At 63.8% G+C, this 20,617-nt stretch carries 23 protein-coding genes; 19 read left to right on the top strand and 4 right to left on the bottom strand.

Features of this window, described 5'->3' with window-relative positions:
* The first annotated feature begins 356 nt into the window (after nt 1-356).
* The 16 genes from flhD to MRBLMU1_RS18510 all read left to right on the top strand — a co-directional run bounded on the left by flhD (nt 357) and on the right by MRBLMU1_RS18510 (nt 14,759).
* Nucleotides 357-674, top strand: a complete 318-nt coding sequence (gene flhD / locus MRBLMU1_RS18585) for a flagellar transcriptional regulator FlhD (RefSeq protein ID WP_018059336.1) — start codon at nt 357-359, stop codon at nt 672-674.
* Nucleotides 675-752: 78 nt separating this feature from the next.
* A complete protein-coding gene (gene flhC / locus MRBLMU1_RS18580; RefSeq protein ID WP_363503992.1) occupies nt 753-1,298 on the top strand; it encodes a flagellar transcriptional regulator FlhC in 546 nt (181 codons plus the stop codon).
* Between the two features lie 62 nt (nt 1,299-1,360).
* A complete protein-coding gene (locus tag MRBLMU1_RS18575; RefSeq protein WP_363505105.1) occupies nt 1,361-2,095 on the top strand; it encodes an SAM-dependent methyltransferase in 735 nt (244 codons plus the stop codon).
* Nucleotides 2,096-2,227: 132 nt separating this feature from the next.
* Nucleotides 2,228-3,088, top strand: coding sequence for a flagellar motor stator protein MotA (motA, locus tag MRBLMU1_RS18570; protein WP_363503990.1), 861 nt, complete (start codon nt 2,228-2,230; stop codon nt 3,086-3,088).
* Nucleotides 3,089-3,133: 45 nt separating this feature from the next.
* The gene (gene motB / locus MRBLMU1_RS18565; protein WP_363503988.1) at nt 3,134-4,081 is read left to right on the top strand and encodes a flagellar motor protein MotB; all 948 of its coding nucleotides are present in this window, start codon (nt 3,134-3,136) and stop codon (nt 4,079-4,081) included.
* Nucleotides 4,082-4,135: 54 nt separating this feature from the next.
* Nucleotides 4,136-4,684 (top strand): chemotaxis protein, encoded by a 549-nt coding sequence (locus MRBLMU1_RS18560; RefSeq protein ID WP_209715333.1) that lies wholly within the window; start codon nt 4,136-4,138, stop codon nt 4,682-4,684.
* An 84-nt stretch (nt 4,685-4,768) separates the two neighbouring features.
* On the top strand, nt 4,769-5,134 hold the full coding sequence (locus MRBLMU1_RS18555) for a response regulator (protein ID WP_090314352.1): 366 nt from the start codon (nt 4,769-4,771) through the stop codon (nt 5,132-5,134).
* Between the two features lie 39 nt (nt 5,135-5,173).
* Nucleotides 5,174-7,369 (top strand): chemotaxis protein CheA, encoded by a 2,196-nt coding sequence (cheA, locus tag MRBLMU1_RS18550; RefSeq protein WP_363503985.1) that lies wholly within the window; start codon nt 5,174-5,176, stop codon nt 7,367-7,369.
* Nucleotides 7,370-7,400: 31 nt separating this feature from the next.
* Nucleotides 7,401-7,889, top strand: coding sequence for a chemotaxis protein CheW (locus tag MRBLMU1_RS18545; protein ID WP_315214975.1), 489 nt, complete (start codon nt 7,401-7,403; stop codon nt 7,887-7,889).
* A gap of 135 nt (nt 7,890-8,024) precedes the next feature.
* A complete protein-coding gene (locus MRBLMU1_RS18540) occupies nt 8,025-9,752 on the top strand; it encodes a methyl-accepting chemotaxis protein (protein ID WP_363503983.1) in 1,728 nt (575 codons plus the stop codon).
* 62 nt (nt 9,753-9,814) lie between these two features.
* Nucleotides 9,815-10,690, top strand: a complete 876-nt coding sequence (locus MRBLMU1_RS18535) for a CheR family methyltransferase (protein ID WP_363503981.1) — start codon at nt 9,815-9,817, stop codon at nt 10,688-10,690.
* A gap of 3 nt (nt 10,691-10,693) precedes the next feature.
* On the top strand, nt 10,694-11,290 hold the full coding sequence (cheD, locus tag MRBLMU1_RS18530) for a chemoreceptor glutamine deamidase CheD (RefSeq protein ID WP_363503979.1): 597 nt from the start codon (nt 10,694-10,696) through the stop codon (nt 11,288-11,290).
* Between the two features lie 56 nt (nt 11,291-11,346).
* On the top strand, nt 11,347-12,417 hold the full coding sequence (locus MRBLMU1_RS18525; protein ID WP_363503977.1) for a protein-glutamate methylesterase/protein-glutamine glutaminase: 1,071 nt from the start codon (nt 11,347-11,349) through the stop codon (nt 12,415-12,417).
* Between the two features lie 180 nt (nt 12,418-12,597).
* Nucleotides 12,598-12,987, top strand: a complete 390-nt coding sequence (gene cheY / locus MRBLMU1_RS18520; protein ID WP_008450066.1) for a chemotaxis response regulator CheY — start codon at nt 12,598-12,600, stop codon at nt 12,985-12,987.
* A gap of 92 nt (nt 12,988-13,079) precedes the next feature.
* On the top strand, nt 13,080-14,309 hold the full coding sequence (locus MRBLMU1_RS18515; protein WP_363503974.1) for an EAL and HDOD domain-containing protein: 1,230 nt from the start codon (nt 13,080-13,082) through the stop codon (nt 14,307-14,309).
* Nucleotides 14,310-14,393: 84 nt separating this feature from the next.
* Nucleotides 14,394-14,759 carry a hypothetical protein gene (locus MRBLMU1_RS18510; protein WP_363503972.1) on the top strand — a complete coding sequence of 122 codons (366 nt, stop codon included), beginning with the start codon at nt 14,394-14,396 and terminating at the stop codon, nt 14,757-14,759.
* Here MRBLMU1_RS18510 and panC read toward each other — a convergent pair.
* The 3 genes from panC to MRBLMU1_RS18495 form a co-directional block, all read right to left on the bottom strand.
* Entirely contained in the window at nt 14,756-15,595 is an 840-nt protein-coding gene (gene panC, locus MRBLMU1_RS18505; protein ID WP_363503970.1) for a pantoate--beta-alanine ligase, read from the bottom strand. The two genes, MRBLMU1_RS18510 and panC, sit on opposite strands and share 4 nt — an antisense overlap.
* Before the next feature lie 69 nt (nt 15,596-15,664).
* Nucleotides 15,665-16,582 carry a segregation and condensation protein A gene (locus tag MRBLMU1_RS18500; RefSeq protein ID WP_363503968.1) on the bottom strand — a complete coding sequence of 306 codons (918 nt, stop codon included), beginning with the start codon at nt 16,580-16,582 and terminating at the stop codon, nt 15,665-15,667.
* Between the two features lie 18 nt (nt 16,583-16,600).
* A complete protein-coding gene (locus MRBLMU1_RS18495) occupies nt 16,601-16,810 on the bottom strand; it encodes a DUF3460 family protein (protein ID WP_090315205.1) in 210 nt (69 codons plus the stop codon).
* 137 nt (nt 16,811-16,947) lie between these two features.
* Between MRBLMU1_RS18495 and MRBLMU1_RS18490 the strand changes: the two genes are divergently transcribed.
* Nucleotides 16,948-17,850, top strand: a complete 903-nt coding sequence (locus MRBLMU1_RS18490) for a DMT family transporter (protein WP_363503966.1) — start codon at nt 16,948-16,950, stop codon at nt 17,848-17,850.
* On the opposite strand, the gene MRBLMU1_RS18485 is transcribed toward MRBLMU1_RS18490, so the two are convergent.
* Nucleotides 17,847-18,758: a LysR family transcriptional regulator gene (locus MRBLMU1_RS18485; RefSeq protein WP_363503964.1), complete on the bottom strand. Its 912-nt coding sequence runs from the start codon at nt 18,756-18,758 to the stop codon at nt 17,847-17,849. The two genes, MRBLMU1_RS18490 and MRBLMU1_RS18485, sit on opposite strands and share 4 nt — an antisense overlap.
* Nucleotides 18,759-18,879: 121 nt before the next feature.
* On the opposite strand from MRBLMU1_RS18485, the gene MRBLMU1_RS18480 reads away from it, so the two are divergent.
* On the top strand, nt 18,880-19,503 hold the full coding sequence (locus tag MRBLMU1_RS18480; RefSeq protein WP_363503962.1) for a glutathione S-transferase family protein: 624 nt from the start codon (nt 18,880-18,882) through the stop codon (nt 19,501-19,503).
* Between the two features lie 3 nt (nt 19,504-19,506).
* Nucleotides 19,507-20,481 (top strand): pyridoxamine 5'-phosphate oxidase family protein, encoded by a 975-nt coding sequence (locus tag MRBLMU1_RS18475; protein WP_363503960.1) that lies wholly within the window; start codon nt 19,507-19,509, stop codon nt 20,479-20,481.
* Nucleotides 20,482-20,617: the final 136 nt, after the last annotated feature.

Below are 20,617 nucleotides of genomic sequence, written 5' to 3'. Positions count from 1 at the left end.
GCTTGCAAGGATGTAGTCGAAAATAATTTAAAATTTTTCTGTGGAAACCCTAAAGTTCCCGAAAAAGCTGCCGTAACCGGGTTAGATGTAGCAAAAAAGAGTCGCCATACGAACTATTTTTTCGTGTCATGACAGGACTTTTTTGAAGATTCTTAGCCATAAAATTTCCACGCCGCAAGGGCGTAGAGCCTCGATCCCAGAGTGTTTGTCAGACAAACACCGACGGGTCGCGTTCGCTATTTCCTGACTGAAAATACGGAAAGTATCCTCTACTCGTATTTTTGTTGCTCCCGCAGAATGTATCTCACTGGAAACGCAATTGTGTTCCGCAGTGAAACAAATACTGGGAGATGGAAATGACCGCAAACGATATGATGGCTGAAATTCGCGATGCTAACCTGAGCTACCTGATGCTCGCGCAGCAGATGATCCGCGCCGACAAAGTCACCGCGATCTTCCGTCTGGGCATCGCCGCCGAGATCGCCGACCTGATCGAAGGCATGAGCAACGCTCAAATCCTCAAACTGGCAGGCGGCAACATGATGCTGGCCCGCTTCCGCTTCGACGACGGCGCCATCCTGTCGATGCTGACCAACTATAATAAAGATCGTTCCCTGGCCCAGTCGCACGCCGCCATCCTGATGGCCGGCCAGGCTGTCGAGGAAATCGCTTAATCGCGGCGCACCGTCGTACCGAACGCCATCGCAGCGCAAAGCGCATTACCATCATCTAGACAGCCGGGAGCAGGGATCATGACCAAGAAAAGCGTAGTGTCTGAAGCACAAGAGATTCAGCTTGCGATTGAACTGATCCAGCTGGGCGCGCGCCTGCAATTGCTGGAAACCGAGGTGTCGCTGTCGCGCGAGCGCCTGCTCAAGCTGTACAAGGAGTTGCGCGGCGTGTCGCCACCGAAGGGCATGCTGCCGTTCTCGACCGACTGGTTCCTGACCTGGCAGCCGAACATCCATTCCTCGCTGTTCATCAACATCCATAAATTCCTGGTCGACCACGCCGGCGCCACCGGCATCGAGGCGGTCATGAAGGCCTACAAGCTGTATCTCGAACAAATGCCGCCGGAAGCGGGCGAAGAGCCGCTGCTGTCGCTGACCCGCGCCTGGACGCTGGTGCGCTTTTTCGGCAGCAAGATGCTGGAACTGGCCCCTTGCGGCAAATGCCAGGGTAAATACGTGGTCAACTGCATGGACCTGAACGGCAGCTATGTCTGCGGCCTGTGCCACATGCCTTCGCGCGCCGGCAAGACCAAGAAGTCCCGCGACGCCGACGCCCTGGCCGCGTGACCCGCCACCTTCCCCACGCGTCCTATCTCCAACGCATCGTCCGCGCGCCCGCCGTGCGGGCCTTGCTGATCCAATGCGGCGCCGCGCCGCTCAGCCTCGGCCTGGTGTACCTGCTGGCCACCTTCCATTTTCCCGTCGATTACCTGACCGTCGCCGTCGTGCACGGCCTGCTCGCCGCCGCCCTCACGTGGCTGGCGGGGCTGGCCGTGTGGTGGCGCGCGATCGAATTCTTTTTCCCGCTGGCGGTGCTGGCGGCCTTGTCGCTGCGGCTGCCGCCGTGGCTGTTCCTGGCGGTCTTCCTGTTGTTGCTGGGCCTGTACTGGTCGACGTTCCGCACGCAAGTTCCTTATTACCCGTCGCACCCGGCGGTGTGGGACGCGGTGCGCCAGCAGCTTCCGCCGCCGCGCGCCGACGGCCGGCCGCTGCGCGTGATCGATATCGGCAGCGGACTGGGCGGGTTGGTGATGTACCTGGCGCGCGCGCGGCCGGATATCGAATGCGTCGGCATCGAGCTGGCGCCGCTGCCCTGGTTGTATAGCCGCGTGCGCGCCGCCATCGGCCACAGCCGCGCGCGCTTCCTGTTCGGCGATTACGAGCGCCTCGATTTCGGCCAATTCGACCTGGTGTTCGCCTATCTGTCGCCGGCCGCGATGGCCGGTTTATGGCGCAAGGCGGAGGCTGAAATGTGTCCTGATGCCATACTTATAAGCTATGAATTTGCAATCGACGCAAGGGCGCCGGATCAGACCATTCTCGCCACAGACGGCGACGCCGCTCTCTATAAATGGTACTTTTAAGCATCATTTGGCGTTATTCACTTGCTCGGCCACCCCCGGACACGTTATTGTAGTTCTACACGTAAATTTATTGAAATCGGGCCGCCGTTAGTTGACATTTTGGCCTTGTTTCACTATGGGGAGTCAGGTCACTTGTTAGTCATAATTGGATATGTGGTGGTGTTGGCCGGGGTCTTCGGCGGCTATGCGATGGGGGGCGGGCATCTGGCCGCGCTGTTCCAGCCGCTGGAGCTGGTGATGATCGGCGGCGGCGCGATCGGGGCTTTCATCGTTGGCAATAACGGCAAGACCTTGAAGGCCACGCTGGCCGCGCTGCCCACCCTGTTCAAGGGATCGCGCTATACCAAGGATTTGTATATGGAGCTGATGTCGCTGCTGTTCGACGTCCTCTCCAAGGTGCGCAAGGAAGGCTTGATGTCGATCGAAGGCGATATCGACAGCCCGGAGCAAAGCCCGCTGTTCAGCAAGTATCCGAGCGTGCTGGAGGACCACCACATCGTCGAATTCATGACCGATTACCTGCGCCTGATGGTGTCGGGGAATATGGATGCGTTCCAGATCGAGAACCTGATGGACAACGAGATCGATACCCACCACCACGAAGGCGCGGCGCCCGGCCACGCGATCGCGCGGCTGGGCGACGGCATGCCGGCGTTCGGTATCGTGGCGGCGGTGATGGGCGTGGTGCACACGATGGAAAACGTCGGCTTGCCGCCGGCGGAGCTGGGCATCCTGATCGCCCACGCGCTGGTCGGCACCTTCCTCGGCATTTTGCTGGCCTACGGTTTCGTCGGTCCGCTGGCCAGCCTGCTCGAGCAGAAGCTGGAGGAGTCGACCAAGATGTTCCAGTGCGTGAAGGTCACCTTGCTGGCAAGCCTGAACGGTTACGCGCCGGCGCTGGCCGTGGAGTTCGGCCGCAAGGTGCTGTACTCGACCGAACGTCCGACGTTCAGCGAGCTGGAAGACCACATCAAGAAATCGAAGTCGAAGTAAGCCGGGTGCGGATTGGCATTATGTTCGAATTATTAAGGAATCGTCATGGCTGAAGAGGGCTTACGGCCAATTATCGTCAAGCGCATCAAGAAACACGGCGGCGGCCACCACGGCGGCGCCTGGAAGATCGCGTATGCCGACTTCGTGACGGCGATGATGGCGTTCTTCCTGCTGATGTGGCTGCTTGGCTCGACCTCCAAGGGCGATCTGAAGGGCATTTCCGATTACTTCAAGACGCCGCTGAAGGTGGCCATGCAGGGCGGCTCGGGCAGCGGCGACAGCTCGTCGGTGATCCCCGGCGGCGGCAAGGATTTGACCCGCAAGGATGGCCAGGTCAAGGCCAGCGACGATCCGGTGGTCAAGAAAACCTTCAACCTGACCGCCGCCCGCGCCGCGATCGAGGCCGAGGACGCGCAGCGCCTGAAGGCGCTGAAGGAAAAAATCGAGGCCAAGATCGAAACCAATCCGGTCTTGGTCAAGTACAAGAACCAGTTGCTGCTCGATATTACGACCGAGGGCTTGCGGATCCAGATCGTCGACGAGCAGAACCGTCCGATGTTCGCGCTGGCCAAGGCCGATTTGCAGCCGTACACGAAAGAGATTTTGCATGAGATCGGGTTTGTGCTGAACGACGTGCCGAACCGCATCGGCCTGTCGGGCCACACCGATTCGACGCCGTACATGAGCGAGACCGGCTACAGCAACTGGGAATTGTCGGCCGACCGCGCCAATTCGTCGCGGCGCGAACTGATCGTCGGCGGCATGGCCGACGCCAAGGTGCTGCGGGTGGTGGGGCTGGCGTCGGCGGCCAATCTGGACAAGGCCGATCCGTTCAACCCGATCAACCGCCGCATCAGCATCCTGGTGATGAACAAGCGGACCGAAGAGAGTGTGATCCGCGACGGCGGCCGCCAGATCGCGGTCGGCGCCGAGGAGGAGGCGGCGGCCCCGGCCGCGGCCGCGGCGCCGGCGGGGCCGCCGGTCCGTAAGTAAGTAGTCAACGCAATACCTAAAGCGCGCAGCGAAGAGTAGAACAACGAGAATGTTATGACGAGAAAAAAAATCCTTGGGTCGCATGTAAAACGCCTGCTGTCGGGCGTGTCTGACCACGGGCGCAAGCATTTGACCGAGGTCGAGACCGATCTGATCCAGACCCGGCTGCTGCTGGAGGAGGCCATCGAGAAGTTGTCGTTCAACTTCATGGCAATCCACCAGACGGTGGAGGCCGAGCAGGCCACGATCCAGCTGCTGCTCGACGGCGGCATCGCCACGCCCGAGCAGCGCGCGCAGCTGCAGGCGCTGCAGGGCCAGGTGGGCGGCTATGTCAACGCCGCCATCACCAGCATGCAGTTCCAGGACATGACGAGCCAGCTGATCGACCGCACGCTCAAGCGCGTCACCGGCCTGCGCGAATTCCTCGGTACCCTGGGCGCGCACGGCGCCGAGATGCTGCCCGAGAGCGACAACGAGGAAATCGTCGCGCTGCTGGGCAAGGTCAGCATGGCGCTGGCGATACAGAGTTTGGAACTGCGCAGCGTGTTGCGCAAGGCGGTAAGTCAGCAACACCTGGAGAGCGGCGACATCGAATTGTTTTAAGGGTCGAGCAGACCCCCGCTGAACACCGATTGTTTTAAAAAAAATGGACGTGCGCGTCCAGCATTGATAAGAGTGAGAACCAAGATGGCCAAGACAATACTTGCAGTTGATGATTCCAGTTCCCTGCGCCAGATGGTGGCCTTCAGCCTCAAGGCCGCCGGCTACCTGGTGGTGGAAGCGGTTGACGGCCAGGATGGCCTGGAAAAAGCCAAGCTGCAAAGCGTCGACCTGGTGCTGACCGACCAGAACATGCCGCGCATGGACGGCCTGCAACTGATCGCGCTGCTGCGCGAGCTGCCGACCTACGCCAAGACGCCGATCCTGATGCTGACCACCGAGTCGTCCGACGAGATGAAGGCCAAGGGCCGCGCTGCCGGCGCCAACGGCTGGCTGGTCAAGCCGTTCGATCCGCAGCGCCTCATCGAGGTAGTGAAGAAGGTCATCGGCTGATAAGGCGCGAGCAATGAGCGAACTTTACGGAGTATCACCATGACCATCGACATAAGCCAGTTTTTCCAGGTCTTCTTCGATGAGGCCGAGGAACTGCTGGCTGAAATGGAGCGGCTGCTGTTGGCCGTGGACGTTGCCGCCCCCGATGCCGAGGATCTGAACGCGATCTTCCGCACCGCCCATTCCGTCAAGGGTGGCGCCTCCACGTTCGGCGTCACCGACATGACGGAGGTCACGCACATCCTCGAGACCTTGCTCGACCGCATCCGCAAGGGCGAGATGGCGCTGACGTCCGAGCACGTCGACGCCTTCCTGGCGGCCAAGGACATCCTCAAGATGCAGCTCGACGGCCATCGCCTCGGCAGCACCGTCGACCAGGACGCCGTCGGCGACGTGCGCATGATGCTGCAGTCGCTGACCCAGGACGTGCCGGTGGTGGCGCTGTCGCCGGTGGCGCCGGCGTTCAACGCGACCGAGGCGAAAGTGGTCGACCATAGCGGCGGGCGCCGCTACCGGCTCGAGCTGCCCGTCATGGTGCACCGCGAGGTGACCGCGCTCGGCGCCGAGCTGGGACTGATGGGCCACGTGTCGATCACGCCGCTCGACAAGGACCGCAACGCGATGGTGGTGACCACGCACGAAAGCCTCGACGACATCATCGCCATCTGCTCCTTCGTGCTCAATCCGGACGACATGGTGGTGACCGAATTGCCGGCGCTGAGCGAGAAGCAGGCGCGCGCCGAGAAGGCCGAGCGCTCCAAGGTCGAGAGCGACCTCGGTTACGGCTTTTTCGACGAAACCGAATTGCATCCGGCGATGGCCGGCGGTGGCCAGGGCTACGGCTTCTTCCAGCCGCTCGACGAGATCCGCGCCAACGCCAAGGAGGGCAACGACGACGCCAACGGCTACGGCTTCTTCCAGCCGGTCGAGCAGATCCGCGCCGCCGCCGGCATCGTGATCGAGGCGCCGCCCGCGCCGGCCGTGGTCGAGGAACAAGAGAAAAAAGCCGCCAAGAAGGACGAGAAGGGCACGCCGGGCGCCGGCGCCGAATCGTCGTCGATCCGCGTGTCGATCGAGAAGGTCGACCAGTTGATCAACCTGGTGGGCGAGCTGGTGATCACGCAGGCGATGATCGAGCAGCGCGTCGACACGCTCGATCCGATGGCGCACGAACGCCTGCTCAACAGCGTCAGCCAGCTGACCCGCAACACCCGCGACCTGCAGGAAGCGGTGATGTCGATCCGCATGATGCCGATGGACTTCGTGTTCTCGCGTTTCCCGCGCATGGTGCGCGACCTGGCCGCCAAACTGGGCAAGAAGGTCGACTTCATCACCAACGGCGCCGCCACGGAACTGGACAAGGGCCTGATCGAGCGCATCGTCGATCCGCTCACGCACCTGGTGCGCAACTCGATCGACCACGGCATTGAAATGCCGGACGTGCGGCGCGCCGCCGGCAAGAGCGAGTCGGGCCGCCTGTTCCTGTCGGCCTCCCACCAGGGCGGCAACATCATCATCGAGGTGTCCGACGACGGCGGCGGCTTGAACCGCGAGCGCATCCTGGCCAAGGCCGGGCAAAACGGCCTGCCGGTGAGCGAAACGATGAGCGACGCCGAGGTCTGGCAGCTGATCTTCGCGCCCGGCTTCTCGACCGCCGAGGTGGTCACCGACGTCTCCGGACGCGGCGTCGGCATGGATGTCGTCAAGCGCAACATCACCGCCATGGGCGGCGTGGTCGACATCCGTTCGGCCAAGGGCTTCGGCACGACGATCTCGATCTCGCTGCCGCTGACCCTGGCGATCCTGGACGGCATGTCGATCCGGGTCGGCGAGGAGGTCTACATCCTGCCGCTGGGCTTTGTCATCGAGTCGCTGCAGCCGGTGGCCGACGACGTCAAGGAAATCAGCGGCAAGGGCCGCGTCATCAAGGTGCGCGGCGAGTACCTGCCGTTGGTGCCCTTGTACCAGATGTTCGACATCACGCCGCGCTTCACCGATCCGACCCAGGGCATCGTGGTCATCATCGAGACGGACGGCCGCAAGGCGGGCCTGTTCATCGACGACCTGGTCGGCCAGCAGCAGGTGGTGGTCAAGAACCTGGAATCGAATTACCGCAAGGTGGCCGGCATTTCCGGGGCCACGATTTTGGGCGACGGCGGCGTGTCGCTGATCCTCGATGTCGCCGCGCTGATCCGCTCGTCGCGCCAACTGGCCGACGAACAGATTTTCTCCTGACCGAACCACGCAACGTAGATAGGAAACCATCATGGCAGACGTACTAACCACCGGCGCGAACGAGATCGCCGGTCACGAATACCTGGCCTTCACGCTGGGCTCGGAGGAATACGGCATCGACATCCTCAAGGTGCAGGAGATCCGCGGCTACGAAGTGGTCACCCGCATCGCCAACGCGCCCGAATTCATCAAGGGCGTGATCAACCTGCGCGGCATCATCATCCCGGTGGTGGACATGCGCATCAAGTTCAACCTGGGCGAGCCGGTGTACGACCAGTTCACCGTCGTCATCATCCTCAACATCAGCGGCCGCATTGTCGGCATGGTGGTCGACTCGGTGTCCGACGTGACCACGTTGACGCCGGAGCAGGTCAAGCCGGCGCCGGAGATGGGCACCGCCTTCAGCTCCGACTACATGATCGGCCTGGGCACCATCGACGAGCGCATGCTGATCCTGGTGAACATCGACAAACTGATGTCAAGCGCCGAAATGGGCTTGATGGAACAACTGGCGGCCTAAAACTTGCCCCCGAAGCGGCCAGCGGTCGGCCGCGGAAGCGCCCCACAGAGGGCGTGCCAAAAGACTATAACGATCATCGGCCTGGTAGCACCGTTCCGGCGAGCACACGCATAGACAGCAAGGGGAGAAAACAACATGAACTTACGCGATTTCACCATCGGTACACGCCTGCGCATCGGGTTCGGCGGCATTTTGCTGATCCTGGTGGCGATGGTCTTGATGACCAATTACCTCAACTTCAGCAACAAGAGCAAGCTGACCACGGGCCTGGAGCTGAGCACCGCCAAGAACCTGCAGGCGGGGGCGATGAAAAGCGCGATGCTGGAGACCGGCATCGCCATGCGCAATATCGGCCTGCAGTCGGACGTGAGCCTGATGCAGAAGGAAGAGCAGAAGGTCAAGGACCATCGCGCGCGCTACGACAAGGCGATCGCCGACATCAAGGCGCTGGGCCTGAGCGACGACGAAAAGAAAGTGCTGGCCGATATCTCCAAGCTCGACGCCGATACCGACAGCGCCTTCAAGGAGGCGATCGGGCAGGTGCTGGCGTTTAACAGCGAGGGCGCGGCCAAGGTCATCTCGGGCCGCATCGATCCGCTCAACCAGCAGACCCTGACGCAGATCAACAAGCTGGTCGAGATGCAGCAGGCCGACGCCAAGCATGTGATGGACGGTTCCGTCACCGCCGACCGGTCGCTGATGTTCGTGCTGTTCGGCCTGGGCGCCGTGGCCGTGGCGCTGGGCGTGGTGTGCGCGGTGGTGATCACCCGCTCGATCGTGGTGCCGCTCTCGGGCGCGGTGGCCGTGGCCCAGCGCGTGGCCTCGGGCGAGCTGACCTCGGACGTGCGCGTCGAGGGCAAGGACGAGACGAGCGAACTGTTGCAGGCGCTGCGGGACATGAACGAGAGCCTGGCCAAGACGGTGGGCGATGTGCGCAGCGGTACCGAGTTGATCACCACGGCCTCGCACGAAATCGCCGCCGGCAACGCCGACCTGTCGTCGCGCACCGAGTCGCAAGCGAGCTCGCTGGAGGAGACCGCGTCGTCGATGGAGGAACTGACGTCGACCGTCAAGCAGAACGCCGACAACGCCCGCCAGGCCAACCAGCTCGCGGTGACCGCGTCGTCGGTGGCCGAGAAGGGCGGCAGCGTGGTGTCGCAGGTGGTCGAGACGATGGGGTCGATCAAGGCCAGCTCGAGCAAGATCGTCGACATCATCGGCGTGATCGACGGCATCGCCTTCCAGACCAACATCCTGGCGCTCAACGCCGCCGTGGAAGCGGCGCGCGCCGGCGAGCAGGGCCGCGGCTTCGCGGTGGTGGCGTCGGAGGTGCGCAACCTGGCGCAACGTTCGGCCGGCGCGGCCAAGGAGATCAAGGAATTGATCGGCGACTCGGTCGACAAGGTCGACGCCGGCAGCCGCCTGGTCGACGAGGCCGGGCAGACCATGGACCTGATCGTGACCTCGATCCGCCAGGTGGCCGACATCATGGGCGAGATCACCGCCGCCACGCAGGAACAGAGCAACGGCATCGAGGAGGTCAACCAGGCCATCACGCAGATGGACGAGATGACGCAGCAGAACGCCGCGCTGGTCGAGCAGTCGGCGGCGGCCGCCGAGAGCATGCAGGAGCAGGCCGAGCTGCTGGCGCAGGCGGTCAGCGTGTTCAAGCTGGCCGAGCATGCCGGCACGCGCCGGCCGGCCGCCGCCGTCGCCGCGCCGCCGAGCAAGCGTGCCGCGCCCAAACCGGTCGCCGCGCCGGCGGCGCCCGCCGTAGCGGCGCCGGCCAAGGCCAAGGCGCCGCCGGCGCCGAAGAAGCTGACCACGTCGCCGACCAGCGGCGACGAGTGGGAAGAATTTTAAACCGCGATTTCAAGCAGTAGCGTTACACAGCAGCACCAGTGTAGTAAACCAAGGAATACCCAATGCCGCATACTAAAGACACCGTCAAAGAGTTCGATTTCAACGCCAAGGATTTCGAACGTGTTCGCGGCCTCATCTACAAACGCGCCGGCATCTCGCTGGCCGACAGCAAGCAGGAAATGGTCTACAGCCGCCTGGCGCGGCGGCTGCGCGCCACCGGCATCGCCTCGTTCGCCAAATACCTCGACGACCTCGAGGCGGGCCGCCTGGGCGAGGAGTGGGAGTCGTTCACCAACGCGCTGACCACCAACCTGACGTCGTTCTTCCGCGAGGCGCACCACTTCCCGCTGCTCGCCGAGCATGTGAAGAACAAGCGCGAGCCGATCACCATCTGGTGCTCGGCCGCCTCCACCGGCGAGGAGCCGTATTCGATCGCGATGACGGTGTGCGAGGCGTTCAACACGCTGACGCCGAACTGCCACATCATCGCCACCGACATCGACACCAACGTGCTGGCCCACGCCGCCAACGGCGTCTACACGATGGACCGGCTCGAGAAGATGTCGCCGGAGCGCTCGCGCCGCTTCTTCCTCAAGGGCAAGGGCGACCGCGAGGGCATGGCGCGCGTGCGCCCCGAACTGCGCAACATGATCACGTTCAAGCCGCTCAACCTGCTGGCCGACGGCTGGCCCATCAGCGGCCAGTTCGACGTCATCTTTTGCCGCAACGTGATGATTTATTTCGACAAGCCGACCCAGCGCAAGATCCTGTCGCGCTTTGTCCCACTGATGAAGCCGGACGCCTTGCTCTTCGCGGGCCATTCGGAGAATTTCCTCTACGTGTCCGAGTCGCTCAAACTACGCGGCAAGACGGTGTACGAGTTGGATGATCAACACCGCGGCGCCGCTTCGAAAAGCGGCGCGACCAACACGAGATAACCCATGGACCTTGAACAATTTGCCACGAACGTGTATTTCGATCGCACGTTCGACTGCGACGCCGCCAAGATATTGCCCGGCGAGTATTATTTCACCAACAAGGACATGTTGATCGTGACCGTGCTCGGCTCGTGCGTGTCGGCCTGCATCCGCGACCGGGTCACCGGCCTGGGCGGCATGAACCACTTCATGCTGCCCGACGGCGGCGGCGACGGCAGCCCGGTCTCGGCCTCGGCGCGCTACGGCACCTACGCGATGGAGATCCTGATCAACGATCTGCTCAAGGCCGGCGCCAAGCGCGAGAACATGGAGGCCAAGGTGTTCGGCGGCGGCGCCGTGCTCAAGGGCTTCACGGCGATCAACGTCGGCGAGCGCAACGCCGCCTTCGTGCTCAGCTTCCTCAAGACCGAGAAGATCCGCGTGGTGGCCGAGGACTTGAACGACATCCACCCGCGCAAGGTGTATTTCTTCCCGCGCACCGGCAAGGTGCTGGTCAAGAAGCTGATGCAAACCCATAACGACACGCTGGCCAAGCGCGAGATCGAATACGCCAGCCGCCTCAAGAAGGCGCCGGTCGGCGGCGAGATCGATCTGTTCTGACCGAGCGATACGAGTACATAGAGTAGATAAGGGCCAGGCCCGGAAAGCAATGTTTTATGAAGATCAAAGTCCTCATCGTCGATGACTCCGCGCTGATCCGCAGTGTCATGAGCGAGATCATCAACAGCCAGGCCGACATGGAGGTGGTGGGCGTGGCGCCCGATCCGCTGGTCGCGCGCGAACTGATCAAGCAGACCAATCCCGACGTGCTGACCCTGGACGTCGAGATGCCCAAGATGGACGGCCTCGATTTCCTGGAGAAATTGATGCGTTTGCGCCCGATGCCGGTGGTGATGGTATCCTCGCTGACCGAGCGGGGCTCGGAAATCACGATGCGCGCGCTGGAACTGGGCGCCGTCGACTTCGTCACCAAACCGAAAATCTCGATCCAGGCGGGCATGCGCGAGTACACCGACCTCATCACCGACAAGATCCGCGCCGCCGCCAAGGCCCGGGTGCGCGCGCGCGTGCTGCCCCAGCCCGGCGCCGAGGGGCAGGTGCCGCTGCCGCAGCTGCGCAATCCGCTGACGTCGTCGGAAAAACTGATCATCATCGGCGCCTCCACCGGCGGCACCGAGGCGATCCGCGAATTCCTGATGCAGATGCCGTCGGACTGTCCCGGCATCCTGATCGCGCAACACATGCCCGAGGGCTTCACCCGCTCGTTCGCCAAGCGGCTCGACACGCTGTGCAAGATCTCGGTGCAGGAGGCGGCCGGCAACGAGCGGGTGCTGCCGGGCCACGCCTACATCGCGCCGGGCCATTCGCACCTGTACCTGACCCGCAGCGGCGCCAACTACATGACCCGCATCGACCAGGCCGATCCGGTCAACCGCCACCGGCCGTCGGTCGACGTGCTGTTCCGTTCGGCGGCGCAGGCGGCCGGCAAGAACGCGGTCGGCGTGATCCTGACCGGCATGGGCAAGGACGGGGCCGCCGGTATGCTGGAGATGCGCACGGCCGGGGCGTATAATTTCGCCCAGGACGAGGCCAGTTGCGTGGTGTTCGGCATGCCGCGCGAGGCGATCGCGGTGGGCGCCGCCCACGAGGTCGGCGCGCTGCAGGCGCTGCCGGGCATGGTGCTGGGCCACCTGGCCGCGCACGGTTCGCGCGCCTTGCGGGTGTAGTCGGTATTTCAATTGCTGGTGCAATTACCTCGGTAATTGCGGGGAACCCGGGCTAAATGTGTCCCGGGTGACGTTTTACTGCTACTTTGTTCGCCTTAGAGCAACGAAAATGCTATCCTACAACTTGATGGAAATTGTAGGCATTATTCACAACCGCGTAGAGAATCAACGGAGTAATTCATGGCTGATCCAAAGATGAAATTTTTAGTTGTTGACGATTTTTCGACGATGCGCCGCATCGTCCGGAATCTGTTGAAAGAACTGGGTTATGCCAATGTCGACGAGGCCGAAGACGGCGTGATGGCGCTGGCGAAGCTGCGCGCCGAATCGTTCGACTTCGTCGTGTCCGACTGGAACATGCCGAACATGGACGGTCTGACGATGCTGCAAAACATCCGTGCCGACCCGGCGCTGGCCAAATTGCCGGTGCTGATGGTCACCGCCGAAGCGAAGAAGGAAAACATCATCGCCGCCGCCCAGGCCGGCGCCAACGGCTACGTGGTCAAGCCGTTCACGGCCGCGACGCTGGACGAAAAGCTGAACAAGATCTTCGAAAAACTCGGCGCTTGATGATGGTTTAAGCAACAAGACAGCGCCGTCGTGGCGCTGTGCCCCCGTCGCCCGCGCCTTGTGCCCGGGTCGCGGGCTCACCTCTCATAGCCATGCACCAGACCAATTTCCTCGTTCGTGAGCCGTTGTTGGATGCCAAGCAGCGGGTGGTGGGCTATGAATTGTGCTGGCAACAGCAGAAGCAGACCCAGAGCGGGGCGCCGGCCTCGACCCCGGCCGAGCTCGAGTTGCTGGTCGACTTCGTCGCCGAACAAATGGTCGACGAGGACGATGGCGGCCGCTGGCTGCTGCGCGACAAAATCCTCTTTTTAGAAGCCGTGCCGGCCATGCTGTCGACCGACGCGCTGCATCGCCTGCCGCCGGAGCGCACGGTGCTGTCGCTCAAGGCGGCCGCGCTGGCCAATCCGGACACCCTGGCGGCGGTGCAGGCGCTGCGCGCCGGCGGCGTCGGCATCCTGCTGCGCGAGGCCGACCTGGCGCGCAGCGGCGCCCGGCTGCCGACCCTCGCCTCGTATGTCGAGGTGCGCTTTTCCGGCGCCGACGTCGCCACGCAGGCGCGCACCTACGCCGCCTTCAAACAATCGACGGTCGGCATGATCGCGCGGCCGGTGAGCAACTGGGCCGATTTCGACGCCTGCGCCGCGCTGGGGCTGAACGCCTTCGTCGGCAAGCTGCACCTGACTCCACGCACCAGCCTGCTTTCGGGCGGCATGAATCCGGCGCAGACCATCATCATGCAGCTGATGCAGATGGTGCGGCAGAACGCCGACATCGGCCAGATCGAAACCGTGCTCAAGCATGACGCCACCTTGTCGTACAAGCTGCTGCGCTTCATCAACTCGGCCGGCTTCGGCGCCGGGCGCGAGGTGCAGTCGATCCGGCAAGCCTTGGCCTTGCTGGGCTACACGCCGCTGTACCGCTGGCTGACCTTGTTGCTGGCCACGGCCAGCACGTCCGGCTACTCGCCGGTGCTGCTGGAGACGGCGGTGGTGCGCGGCCGCCTGGCCGAGCTGCTGGGGCAGGCCGCGCTGGGCAAGAGCGAGGCCGAGAACATCTTCGTGGCCGGCATGTTCTCGCTGCTGGACCGGCTGCTGGGCATCAGCATGAAAGAGGTGCTGGCCAACATCCAGCTGTCGGACGACGTGGTCGCGGCGTTGCTGACGCGCGGCGGCAAATACGGGCCGTATCTGGCGCTGGCCGAGGCTTGTGAGCTCAATTCCGCCCTGGTCGCCTCGCTGGCGGCGACGCTCAAGCTGAGCCCGGAGGACGTCAACACGGCGCACCTGTCGGCGCTGGCGTGGGCGCAGACGGTGGCCGCGTAACGCTTCTTAAGCTGGCGCAAACGCGGGCCGGATATCTCCCGTGCGCGCTTTGACACCGCCGCCGGTCCGGCGGAAGATAAACGCATGAACGCCAATGCCGATAAGGATTACATCGACGCCAAGACCGAAGCGGTCCGCGCCGACATGAACGCAAGGCTGGATGCTTTCGAGGCGAATGTGAATGGCCGATTCGCCGAGCTCAACGCCAAGATCGATAAGCTGGGCGCCGAGCTGCGTAAGGAGATCGCCGAATCCAGCGCGCGCATGGTGCAGTGGATGGTCGGCATCTTCCTTGCCTCCATGGCGATCTTCATCACGGTCATGACCTTCGTGCTGAACAACGCCGTGCCGAAAGCAGCACCGGCCGCGCCGCCGGTGATCATCCAGCTCTCGCCGCAGGGCGTGACCATCCCGCCGCCGGTCGCACCGGCGGTGAAACCGCAGCGTTAAATCTCCAGATTGTCGATCAGGCGGGTCGAGCCCAGCTTGGCGGCGGCCAGCACCACCAGCGGCGAGCCCTGCGCCAGGTCGCCGGCGCTGGGCGGCTGCAAATCGCTGCGCTTGCGGATCGACACATAGTCCGGCTTCCAGCCACGCTTGGCCAAATCCTCCATCGCCTTGTGCTCGACCTGGAAGATGTCCAGATGGCCGGCGCGCATTTCGTTGGCGACGTAGTTCAGGCTCTGGAACAGCGCCGGCGCCTCCGCGCGCTCCGCTTCCGACAAGTACATATTGCGCGACGACAGCGCCAGGCCGTCCTCGGCGCGGTAGGTTTCGGCGCCGATGATCTCGGTCGGCAGCGCGAACTGGCGCGCCATGTTGCGCACCATCATCAGCTGCTGGTAATCCTTTTTGCCGAACACGGCCACCTTCGGCTGCACGCACGAGAACAGCTTGAGCACGATGGTGGTCACACCGGTGAAGAAGCCGGGACGGAACTCGCCCTCCAGCGTATTGCCCAGGTCGGCGGGCGGGTTGACGCGGAATTCCTGCGGCTCCGGATACAGGTCCTTCTCGGTCGGCGCGAACAGCACGTAGACGCCTTCCTTCTCCAGCTTCTCGACGTCGGCCTGGAAGGTGCGCGGATACTTGTCGAAGTCCTCGTTCGGGCCGAATTGCAGGCGGTTGACGAAGATCGACGCGACCACCGGATCGCCGTGCTTGCGCGCCAGGCGCATCAGCGACAGGTGGCCCTCGTGCAGGTTGCCCATCGTCGGGACGAAGGCGGTGCGCAGTTGACCGCTCAGTTGGTCGCGCAGTTCTTCTATGGTGGTGATGATTTTCATGACATTGTTCGCTATCGGCGTAAAAAGGGAATTCGGTAAAGGGTGGGCGGGGCCACGGCCCGGCCGCGTTCAGGCGGGCGAATAGGCCAGGCGCACGTAGATGGGGGCGAACGGCTCGGCCTGGGTGATTTCGATCAGCGTTTCCTTGGCCAGTTCGAGCAGCGCGATAAAGTTCACCACCACCATCGGCACGCCGCCGGCGCTGTCGAACAGGTCGGCGAATTCGACGAAACGGCTCGATTGCAGGCGCCGCAGGATGCCGGTCATGTGCTCGCGCACGGACAGCTCCTCGCGGCTGATCTTGTGGTGCTGGGTCAGCTTGGCGCGCTTGATCACGTCCAGCCAGGCCTGCTGCAGGTCGACCGGCGCCACCTCCGGCCAGGTCGGCACCAGGCTTTGCTCGATGAAGATCTGCGTGCGCACGAAATCCCTATCGACCTGGGGGATCGCGTTCAGGTCGTAGGCGGCCAGCTTGATCTGCTCGTATTCCAGCAGACGGCGCACCAGCTCGGCGCGCGGATCGTCGTGTTCGATCTCGAGGTCCGACTGCCGCTGCGGCAACAGCATGCGCGACTTGATCTCGATCAGCATCGCCGCCATCAGCAGATACTCGGCGGCCAGCTCCAGGTTCGACAGGCGGATCTGGTCGACATATTTCAGGTATTGCAGCGTCAGCTGCGCCATCGGAATGTCGAGGATGTTGAAGTTTTGCTTGCGGATCAGGTAGAGCAGCAGGTCGAGCGGCCCTTCGAAGGCGTCGAGGAAGATTTCCAGCGCGTCCGGCGGAATGTACAGATCGTTGGGCAGCTTGAGCAGCGGCTCGCCGTACAGGCGGGCGAGGGCGGCCACTTCGGACGTTACGGCGGCCGCCGCATCGGCGATCTCCGGCGACACGGGGGCTTCCGCGGCGTCGCCGTCGGCGGTTACCGCCGGCGGCGGGTTCGGAACCTCGCCGGCCGGCTGTTCAGCCGTATCGTCTGGCAACATCCGTGCCGCCCCAAGTCCTTAGACTTTGTTCTGGTAGACGTAAGCTTGTTGCTTGACGGCCGACTCGAGCTGGCGTTCCTGCTCGTCGAGCGACAGCGGCGCCTTGTCCCACAGCAGCGCGCGGCCCAGACGTTGACCTTCTTCGATCGCCGGATTCTTTTCCTTCAGCGACTTGATGAACAAGGTATGGTCGGATTCGTACATCGAATGTTGTTTAGAGAATTTCATATAGTCCAAGTGAGTGGCTCAGCAATGAGTATTTTACCGCGCCGCGGCGCCGACGCGCTAATTCTATCGCCGCCGCCCACGCAAAGTGGTGGAATCGGGTATGCTCAAAGGCGTAATGTTGCATAGATATAACTATAATGACCGCACGCCTGAGCCCTAAAACCATTTTTCTGCTGACCTTGCCGCCGCTGCTGTGGGCCGGCAACGCCATTGTCGGCCGCCTGGTGCACGATATGTTGCCGCCGGTGTTGCTGAATTTCCTGCGCTGGGCGATCGCCTTGCTGATCCTGCTGCCGCTGGCCGGCCCGGTGTTTCGGCGGGACAGCGCGCTGTGGCCGCACTGGAGGCAGTACGCCCTGCTGGGGCTGATGGGCATCGGCCTGTACAACACGTTCCAATACATGGCCCTGCAAAGCTCGACGCCGATCAATGTCACCCTGGTCGCCTCGGGACTGCCGGTGTGGATGATGTTGACGGGCCGGCTGTTCTTCGGCGTGCCGGTCACGGGGCGCCAGATGGCCGGCGCCGCGCTGTCGATCGCCGGCGTGCTGGTGGTGCTGGCGCGCGGGGAGTGGCGGCATGTGCTGGAGCTGCGGCTGGTGGCGGGCGATCTGTTCATGATCCTGGCCACCATCGCCTGGTCTTTCTATAGCTGGATGCTGATGGGCACCCGGGAACCGGCAGCGATCCGCGCCAACTGGGCCGGCTTCCTGGCGGCGCAGGTGGCGTTCGGCGCGCTGTGGTCGGGCGGGTTCGCGCTGGGCGAGCAGTGGTTGGGGGCGATTCCGGTGCAATGGAGCTGGTGGCTGGCCGCCGCGCTGGTGTATGTCGCGGTGTTCCCGGCGGTGATCGCGTTCCGCTGCTGGGGTGAAGGCGTGCAGCGCGCCGGCCCCGCCATCGGCGCCTTCTTTGTCAACCTGACGCCGCTGTTCACGGCGTTGCTGTCGTCGGCCTTCCTCGGCGAGGCGCCGCACGCCTACCACGCGGTGGCGTTCGCGCTGATCGTCGCCGGCATCGTGGTCTCGGCGCGCAAAGGCTAAGCGGACTGTGAAGTTGCCGCCTTCAGCGCGTCGATAAACACGCGCACTTTCTGCGGCACGTGGGGCGAGGCCGGGTACACGGCGTGGATATCGCTGGCGGCCTGCGACCAGCCCGGCAGCAGCCGCACCAGCCGGCCGGCGGCCACGTCCTCCTGTGTCAAAAAGGTGGTGGCGCGCAGCACGCCGACCCCTGCCAGCGCGGCGGCCCGGCTGGCGTAAGCGGTGTTGGTGGAAAATACCGTGTTGCGCATGCGTATCTCGCGCGCCTGGCCGGCGCCGTCGTCCAAAGTGAACACCCTCGGCTGCGGCAGTACGGACAGCGCGATGAACGGCAACGCCTCCAGCGCGTCCGGATGGTCCGGCATGCCGTGGCGGGCGATGAAGTCCGGCGTGGCCACCAGCCAGCGCTCGAGCGGCCCCACGCGGCTGGCCATATGGCCCGAATCGGCCAGCTTGCCCAGCCGGACCGTGACGTCGATGCCCTCGGCGATCAAGTCGATCACATGGTCGGCGCACACCAGCTCGATGTGCAGGGCCGGGTAGCGCGCGCGCAACCGCGCCAGCACCGGCGCCACCACCATCGCGCCGTAATCGATTGGCGAGGCCACGCGCAGCGTGCCTTGCGGGCTGTCCAGGCCGGTGCGCGCCTGCTCGATCGCCTGTTCGGCCGATCGTAGCAACTGGCGGCTGGACTCATAGAAGACGCGCCCGGCCTCGGTCAGGCTCAGTTTGCGTGTCGATCGCACCAGCAGGCCGACGCCGATTTCCGCTTCCAGCAGTTGCATATGTTTGCTGACCATGGACTTGGCCAGGCCCAGCCGCTCGGCGGCGGCCGTCAACGAGCCGGCCTCGACGACGGCGACGAAGGTAACCAGGCGGTTCAGATTGACACTGTTGAGATCGATCATCGCCTCATTATGCCTTGATTGTCCACTTTGGGTGAACTGTGATTCCGGCATTGTCCGGCTTATCGGGACGGCGAGGCTTCCCTATACTGGCTTCATTCGCCCATCCACATAAGGACTCTTCATGAAACTCTACGGCTTCCCGCTCTCCGGCCACTCGCACCGCGCCGAACTGCTGCTCAACCTGCTCAAGCTGCCGTACGAGTTCGTGCCCATGCCGTTGGCTGGCGGCAAACACCGTACGCCGGAATTCCTGGCGATGAACGGCTTCGGTGAAGTGCCGGTCCTGGAGGACGGCGACGCCGTGCTGTCCGATTCGACCGCGATCCTGGTCTACCTGGCGGCCAAATACGACGACAGCGGCCGCTGGCTGCCGCGCGATCCGCTGGCCGCCGCGCAGGTGCAGCGCTGGCTGTCGGCCGCTTCGGGCAAGATCGCCTACGGTCCGGCCGCCGCGCGCATGGTCACGGTGTTCGGCGCCAAAATCGATCACGAGTACGTCAAGGGCGTGGCCGTGCGCCTGTTCGACGTGATGGAGCGCGAGCTCGAAGGCCGCCGCTACCTGGTGGGCGAACACGCCACCATCGCCGATGTCGCCGCGTTCAGCTACATCGAGCACGCGCCGGAGGGCGGCGTCCCGCTCAAGCCGTATCCGAACATCCGCGCCTGGCTGGGCAATGTACGCGCGCTGCCGGGCTTTGTCGCCATGCAGGCGACGCAGGCCGGCGTGGCGCCGGAACAGGTGTAGGCCATGGACTCCTCGGGCTCTCCATTTCACGCCGGCGAACTGGCGATCCAGCAGCGCGTCGGCATGCGCGAGCGGATCGCCGCCGCCGGAAGCGCCGGCGTGCGCGATCACATGCCGGAGCAGCATCGCCAGTTCTTCGAGGAGCTGCCGTTCTTCTTCATCGGCGCGCTGGACGAGGCGGGCCAGCCGTGGGCCACGATGTTGGCCGCCGATCCGGGCTTCATCGTCACGCCGGATGCGCGCACGCTGGACATCGCCGGCGGCATGCTGGCGGGCGATCCGCTGCAAGGGCGGTTGCGCGCGGGCGATCATATAGGCGGCCTGGGACTGGCGCCGACCACGCGCCGCCGCAACCGCGTCAATGGCGTGATCGCGGCGATTGATGGTGACGGTATGCGTATCGCGGTCGTCCAGAGCTTCGGCAACTGCCCGCAGTACATCCAGCATCGTCAGCATGGCGCTGCGCCTGATATCGGCACGGCCGGCGCCGAGCGCGTGTCGCGCGCCACGGCGCTCAGCGAAGAGGACCGGACGCTGATAGCGCGGTCGGATACCTTTTTCATCGCCAGCGCCAACCTGGACGCCGATGCCGGCCGCGCGCGCGGTGTGGATGTTTCGCACCGGGGAGGGCGGCCCGGCTTCGTGCGGGTCGATGACGCTAACACGCTGACATCGCCCGAGTTTCGCGGGAATTTTTTCTTCAACACGGCGGGGAATTTGCTGGAGCATCCGCGCGCCGGCTTGCTGTTCATCGACTTCGAGCGCGGCGACCTGCTGCATCTGGCGGTGGAGGCGGAAATCATCTGGGACGGGCCGGAAGTGGAAGCCTTCACCGGGGCAGAGCGCCTGCTGCGGTTTCGCATACGCGAAGTGGTGCGCAACGCCGGCGCGCTGCCGTTTCGCTGGACAGAGCCGCAGCCTGCGGTGCAGATCGCCCGCACCGGCAGTTGGCGCCAAGCGGAACATGGAGACACGTAGGGCGGATTAGGCGGAACGCCGTAATCCGCCACTCGATGAGCCGTCGAGACGCATGCATGGCGGATTACGCTTCGCTAATCCGCCCTACGTGGTTTAGAAGCCGCCAGCGCAAGTGGCCGGAAGCCGCCGGCGCTGG

Origin of the sequence: Burkholderia sp. LMU1-1-1.1, assembly GCF_040675865.1 — a bacterium.
GTDB lineage: Bacteria > Pseudomonadota > Gammaproteobacteria > Burkholderiales > Burkholderiaceae_D > Rugamonas.
The sequence above is the reverse complement of the archived record's forward strand: the minus strand, read 5'-3'. Positions and strand labels throughout refer to the sequence as shown.

What these genes read in the sequence shown, in the direction of transcription:
- MRBLMU1_RS18475 (WP_363503960.1), top strand. Translation starts at nt 19,507, where the DNA reads ATGGACTCCTCGGGCTCTCCATTTCACGCCGGCGAACTGGCGATCCAG.
- MRBLMU1_RS18535 (WP_363503981.1), top strand. Translation starts at nt 9,815, where the DNA reads ATGCCGCATACTAAAGACACCGTCAAAGAGTTCGATTTCAACGCCAAG.
- MRBLMU1_RS18495 (WP_090315205.1), bottom strand. Translation starts at nt 16,810, where the DNA reads ATGAAATTCTCTAAACAACATTCGATGTACGAATCCGACCATACCTTG.
- MRBLMU1_RS18485 (WP_363503964.1), bottom strand. Translation starts at nt 18,758, where the DNA reads ATGATCGATCTCAACAGTGTCAATCTGAACCGCCTGGTTACCTTCGTC.
- MRBLMU1_RS18515 (WP_363503974.1), top strand. Translation starts at nt 13,080, where the DNA reads ATGCACCAGACCAATTTCCTCGTTCGTGAGCCGTTGTTGGATGCCAAG.
- MRBLMU1_RS18555 (WP_090314352.1), top strand. Translation starts at nt 4,769, where the DNA reads ATGGCCAAGACAATACTTGCAGTTGATGATTCCAGTTCCCTGCGCCAG.
- MRBLMU1_RS18490 (WP_363503966.1), top strand. Translation starts at nt 16,948, where the DNA reads ATGACCGCACGCCTGAGCCCTAAAACCATTTTTCTGCTGACCTTGCCG.
- MRBLMU1_RS18510 (WP_363503972.1), top strand. Translation starts at nt 14,394, where the DNA reads ATGAACGCCAATGCCGATAAGGATTACATCGACGCCAAGACCGAAGCG.
- motB (WP_363503988.1), top strand. Translation starts at nt 3,134, where the DNA reads ATGGCTGAAGAGGGCTTACGGCCAATTATCGTCAAGCGCATCAAGAAA.
- cheY (WP_008450066.1), top strand. Translation starts at nt 12,598, where the DNA reads ATGGCTGATCCAAAGATGAAATTTTTAGTTGTTGACGATTTTTCGACG.
- panC (WP_363503970.1), bottom strand. Translation starts at nt 15,595, where the DNA reads ATGAAAATCATCACCACCATAGAAGAACTGCGCGACCAACTGAGCGGT.
- flhC (WP_363503992.1), top strand. Translation starts at nt 753, where the DNA reads ATGACCAAGAAAAGCGTAGTGTCTGAAGCACAAGAGATTCAGCTTGCG.
- MRBLMU1_RS18545 (WP_315214975.1), top strand. Translation starts at nt 7,401, where the DNA reads ATGGCAGACGTACTAACCACCGGCGCGAACGAGATCGCCGGTCACGAA.
- cheA (WP_363503985.1), top strand. Translation starts at nt 5,174, where the DNA reads ATGACCATCGACATAAGCCAGTTTTTCCAGGTCTTCTTCGATGAGGCC.
- cheD (WP_363503979.1), top strand. Translation starts at nt 10,694, where the DNA reads ATGGACCTTGAACAATTTGCCACGAACGTGTATTTCGATCGCACGTTC.
- flhD (WP_018059336.1), top strand. Translation starts at nt 357, where the DNA reads ATGACCGCAAACGATATGATGGCTGAAATTCGCGATGCTAACCTGAGC.
- MRBLMU1_RS18525 (WP_363503977.1), top strand. Translation starts at nt 11,347, where the DNA reads ATGAAGATCAAAGTCCTCATCGTCGATGACTCCGCGCTGATCCGCAGT.
- MRBLMU1_RS18560 (WP_209715333.1), top strand. Translation starts at nt 4,136, where the DNA reads ATGACGAGAAAAAAAATCCTTGGGTCGCATGTAAAACGCCTGCTGTCG.
- MRBLMU1_RS18480 (WP_363503962.1), top strand. Translation starts at nt 18,880, where the DNA reads ATGAAACTCTACGGCTTCCCGCTCTCCGGCCACTCGCACCGCGCCGAA.
- MRBLMU1_RS18540 (WP_363503983.1), top strand. Translation starts at nt 8,025, where the DNA reads ATGAACTTACGCGATTTCACCATCGGTACACGCCTGCGCATCGGGTTC.
- MRBLMU1_RS18500 (WP_363503968.1), bottom strand. Translation starts at nt 16,582, where the DNA reads ATGTTGCCAGACGATACGGCTGAACAGCCGGCCGGCGAGGTTCCGAAC.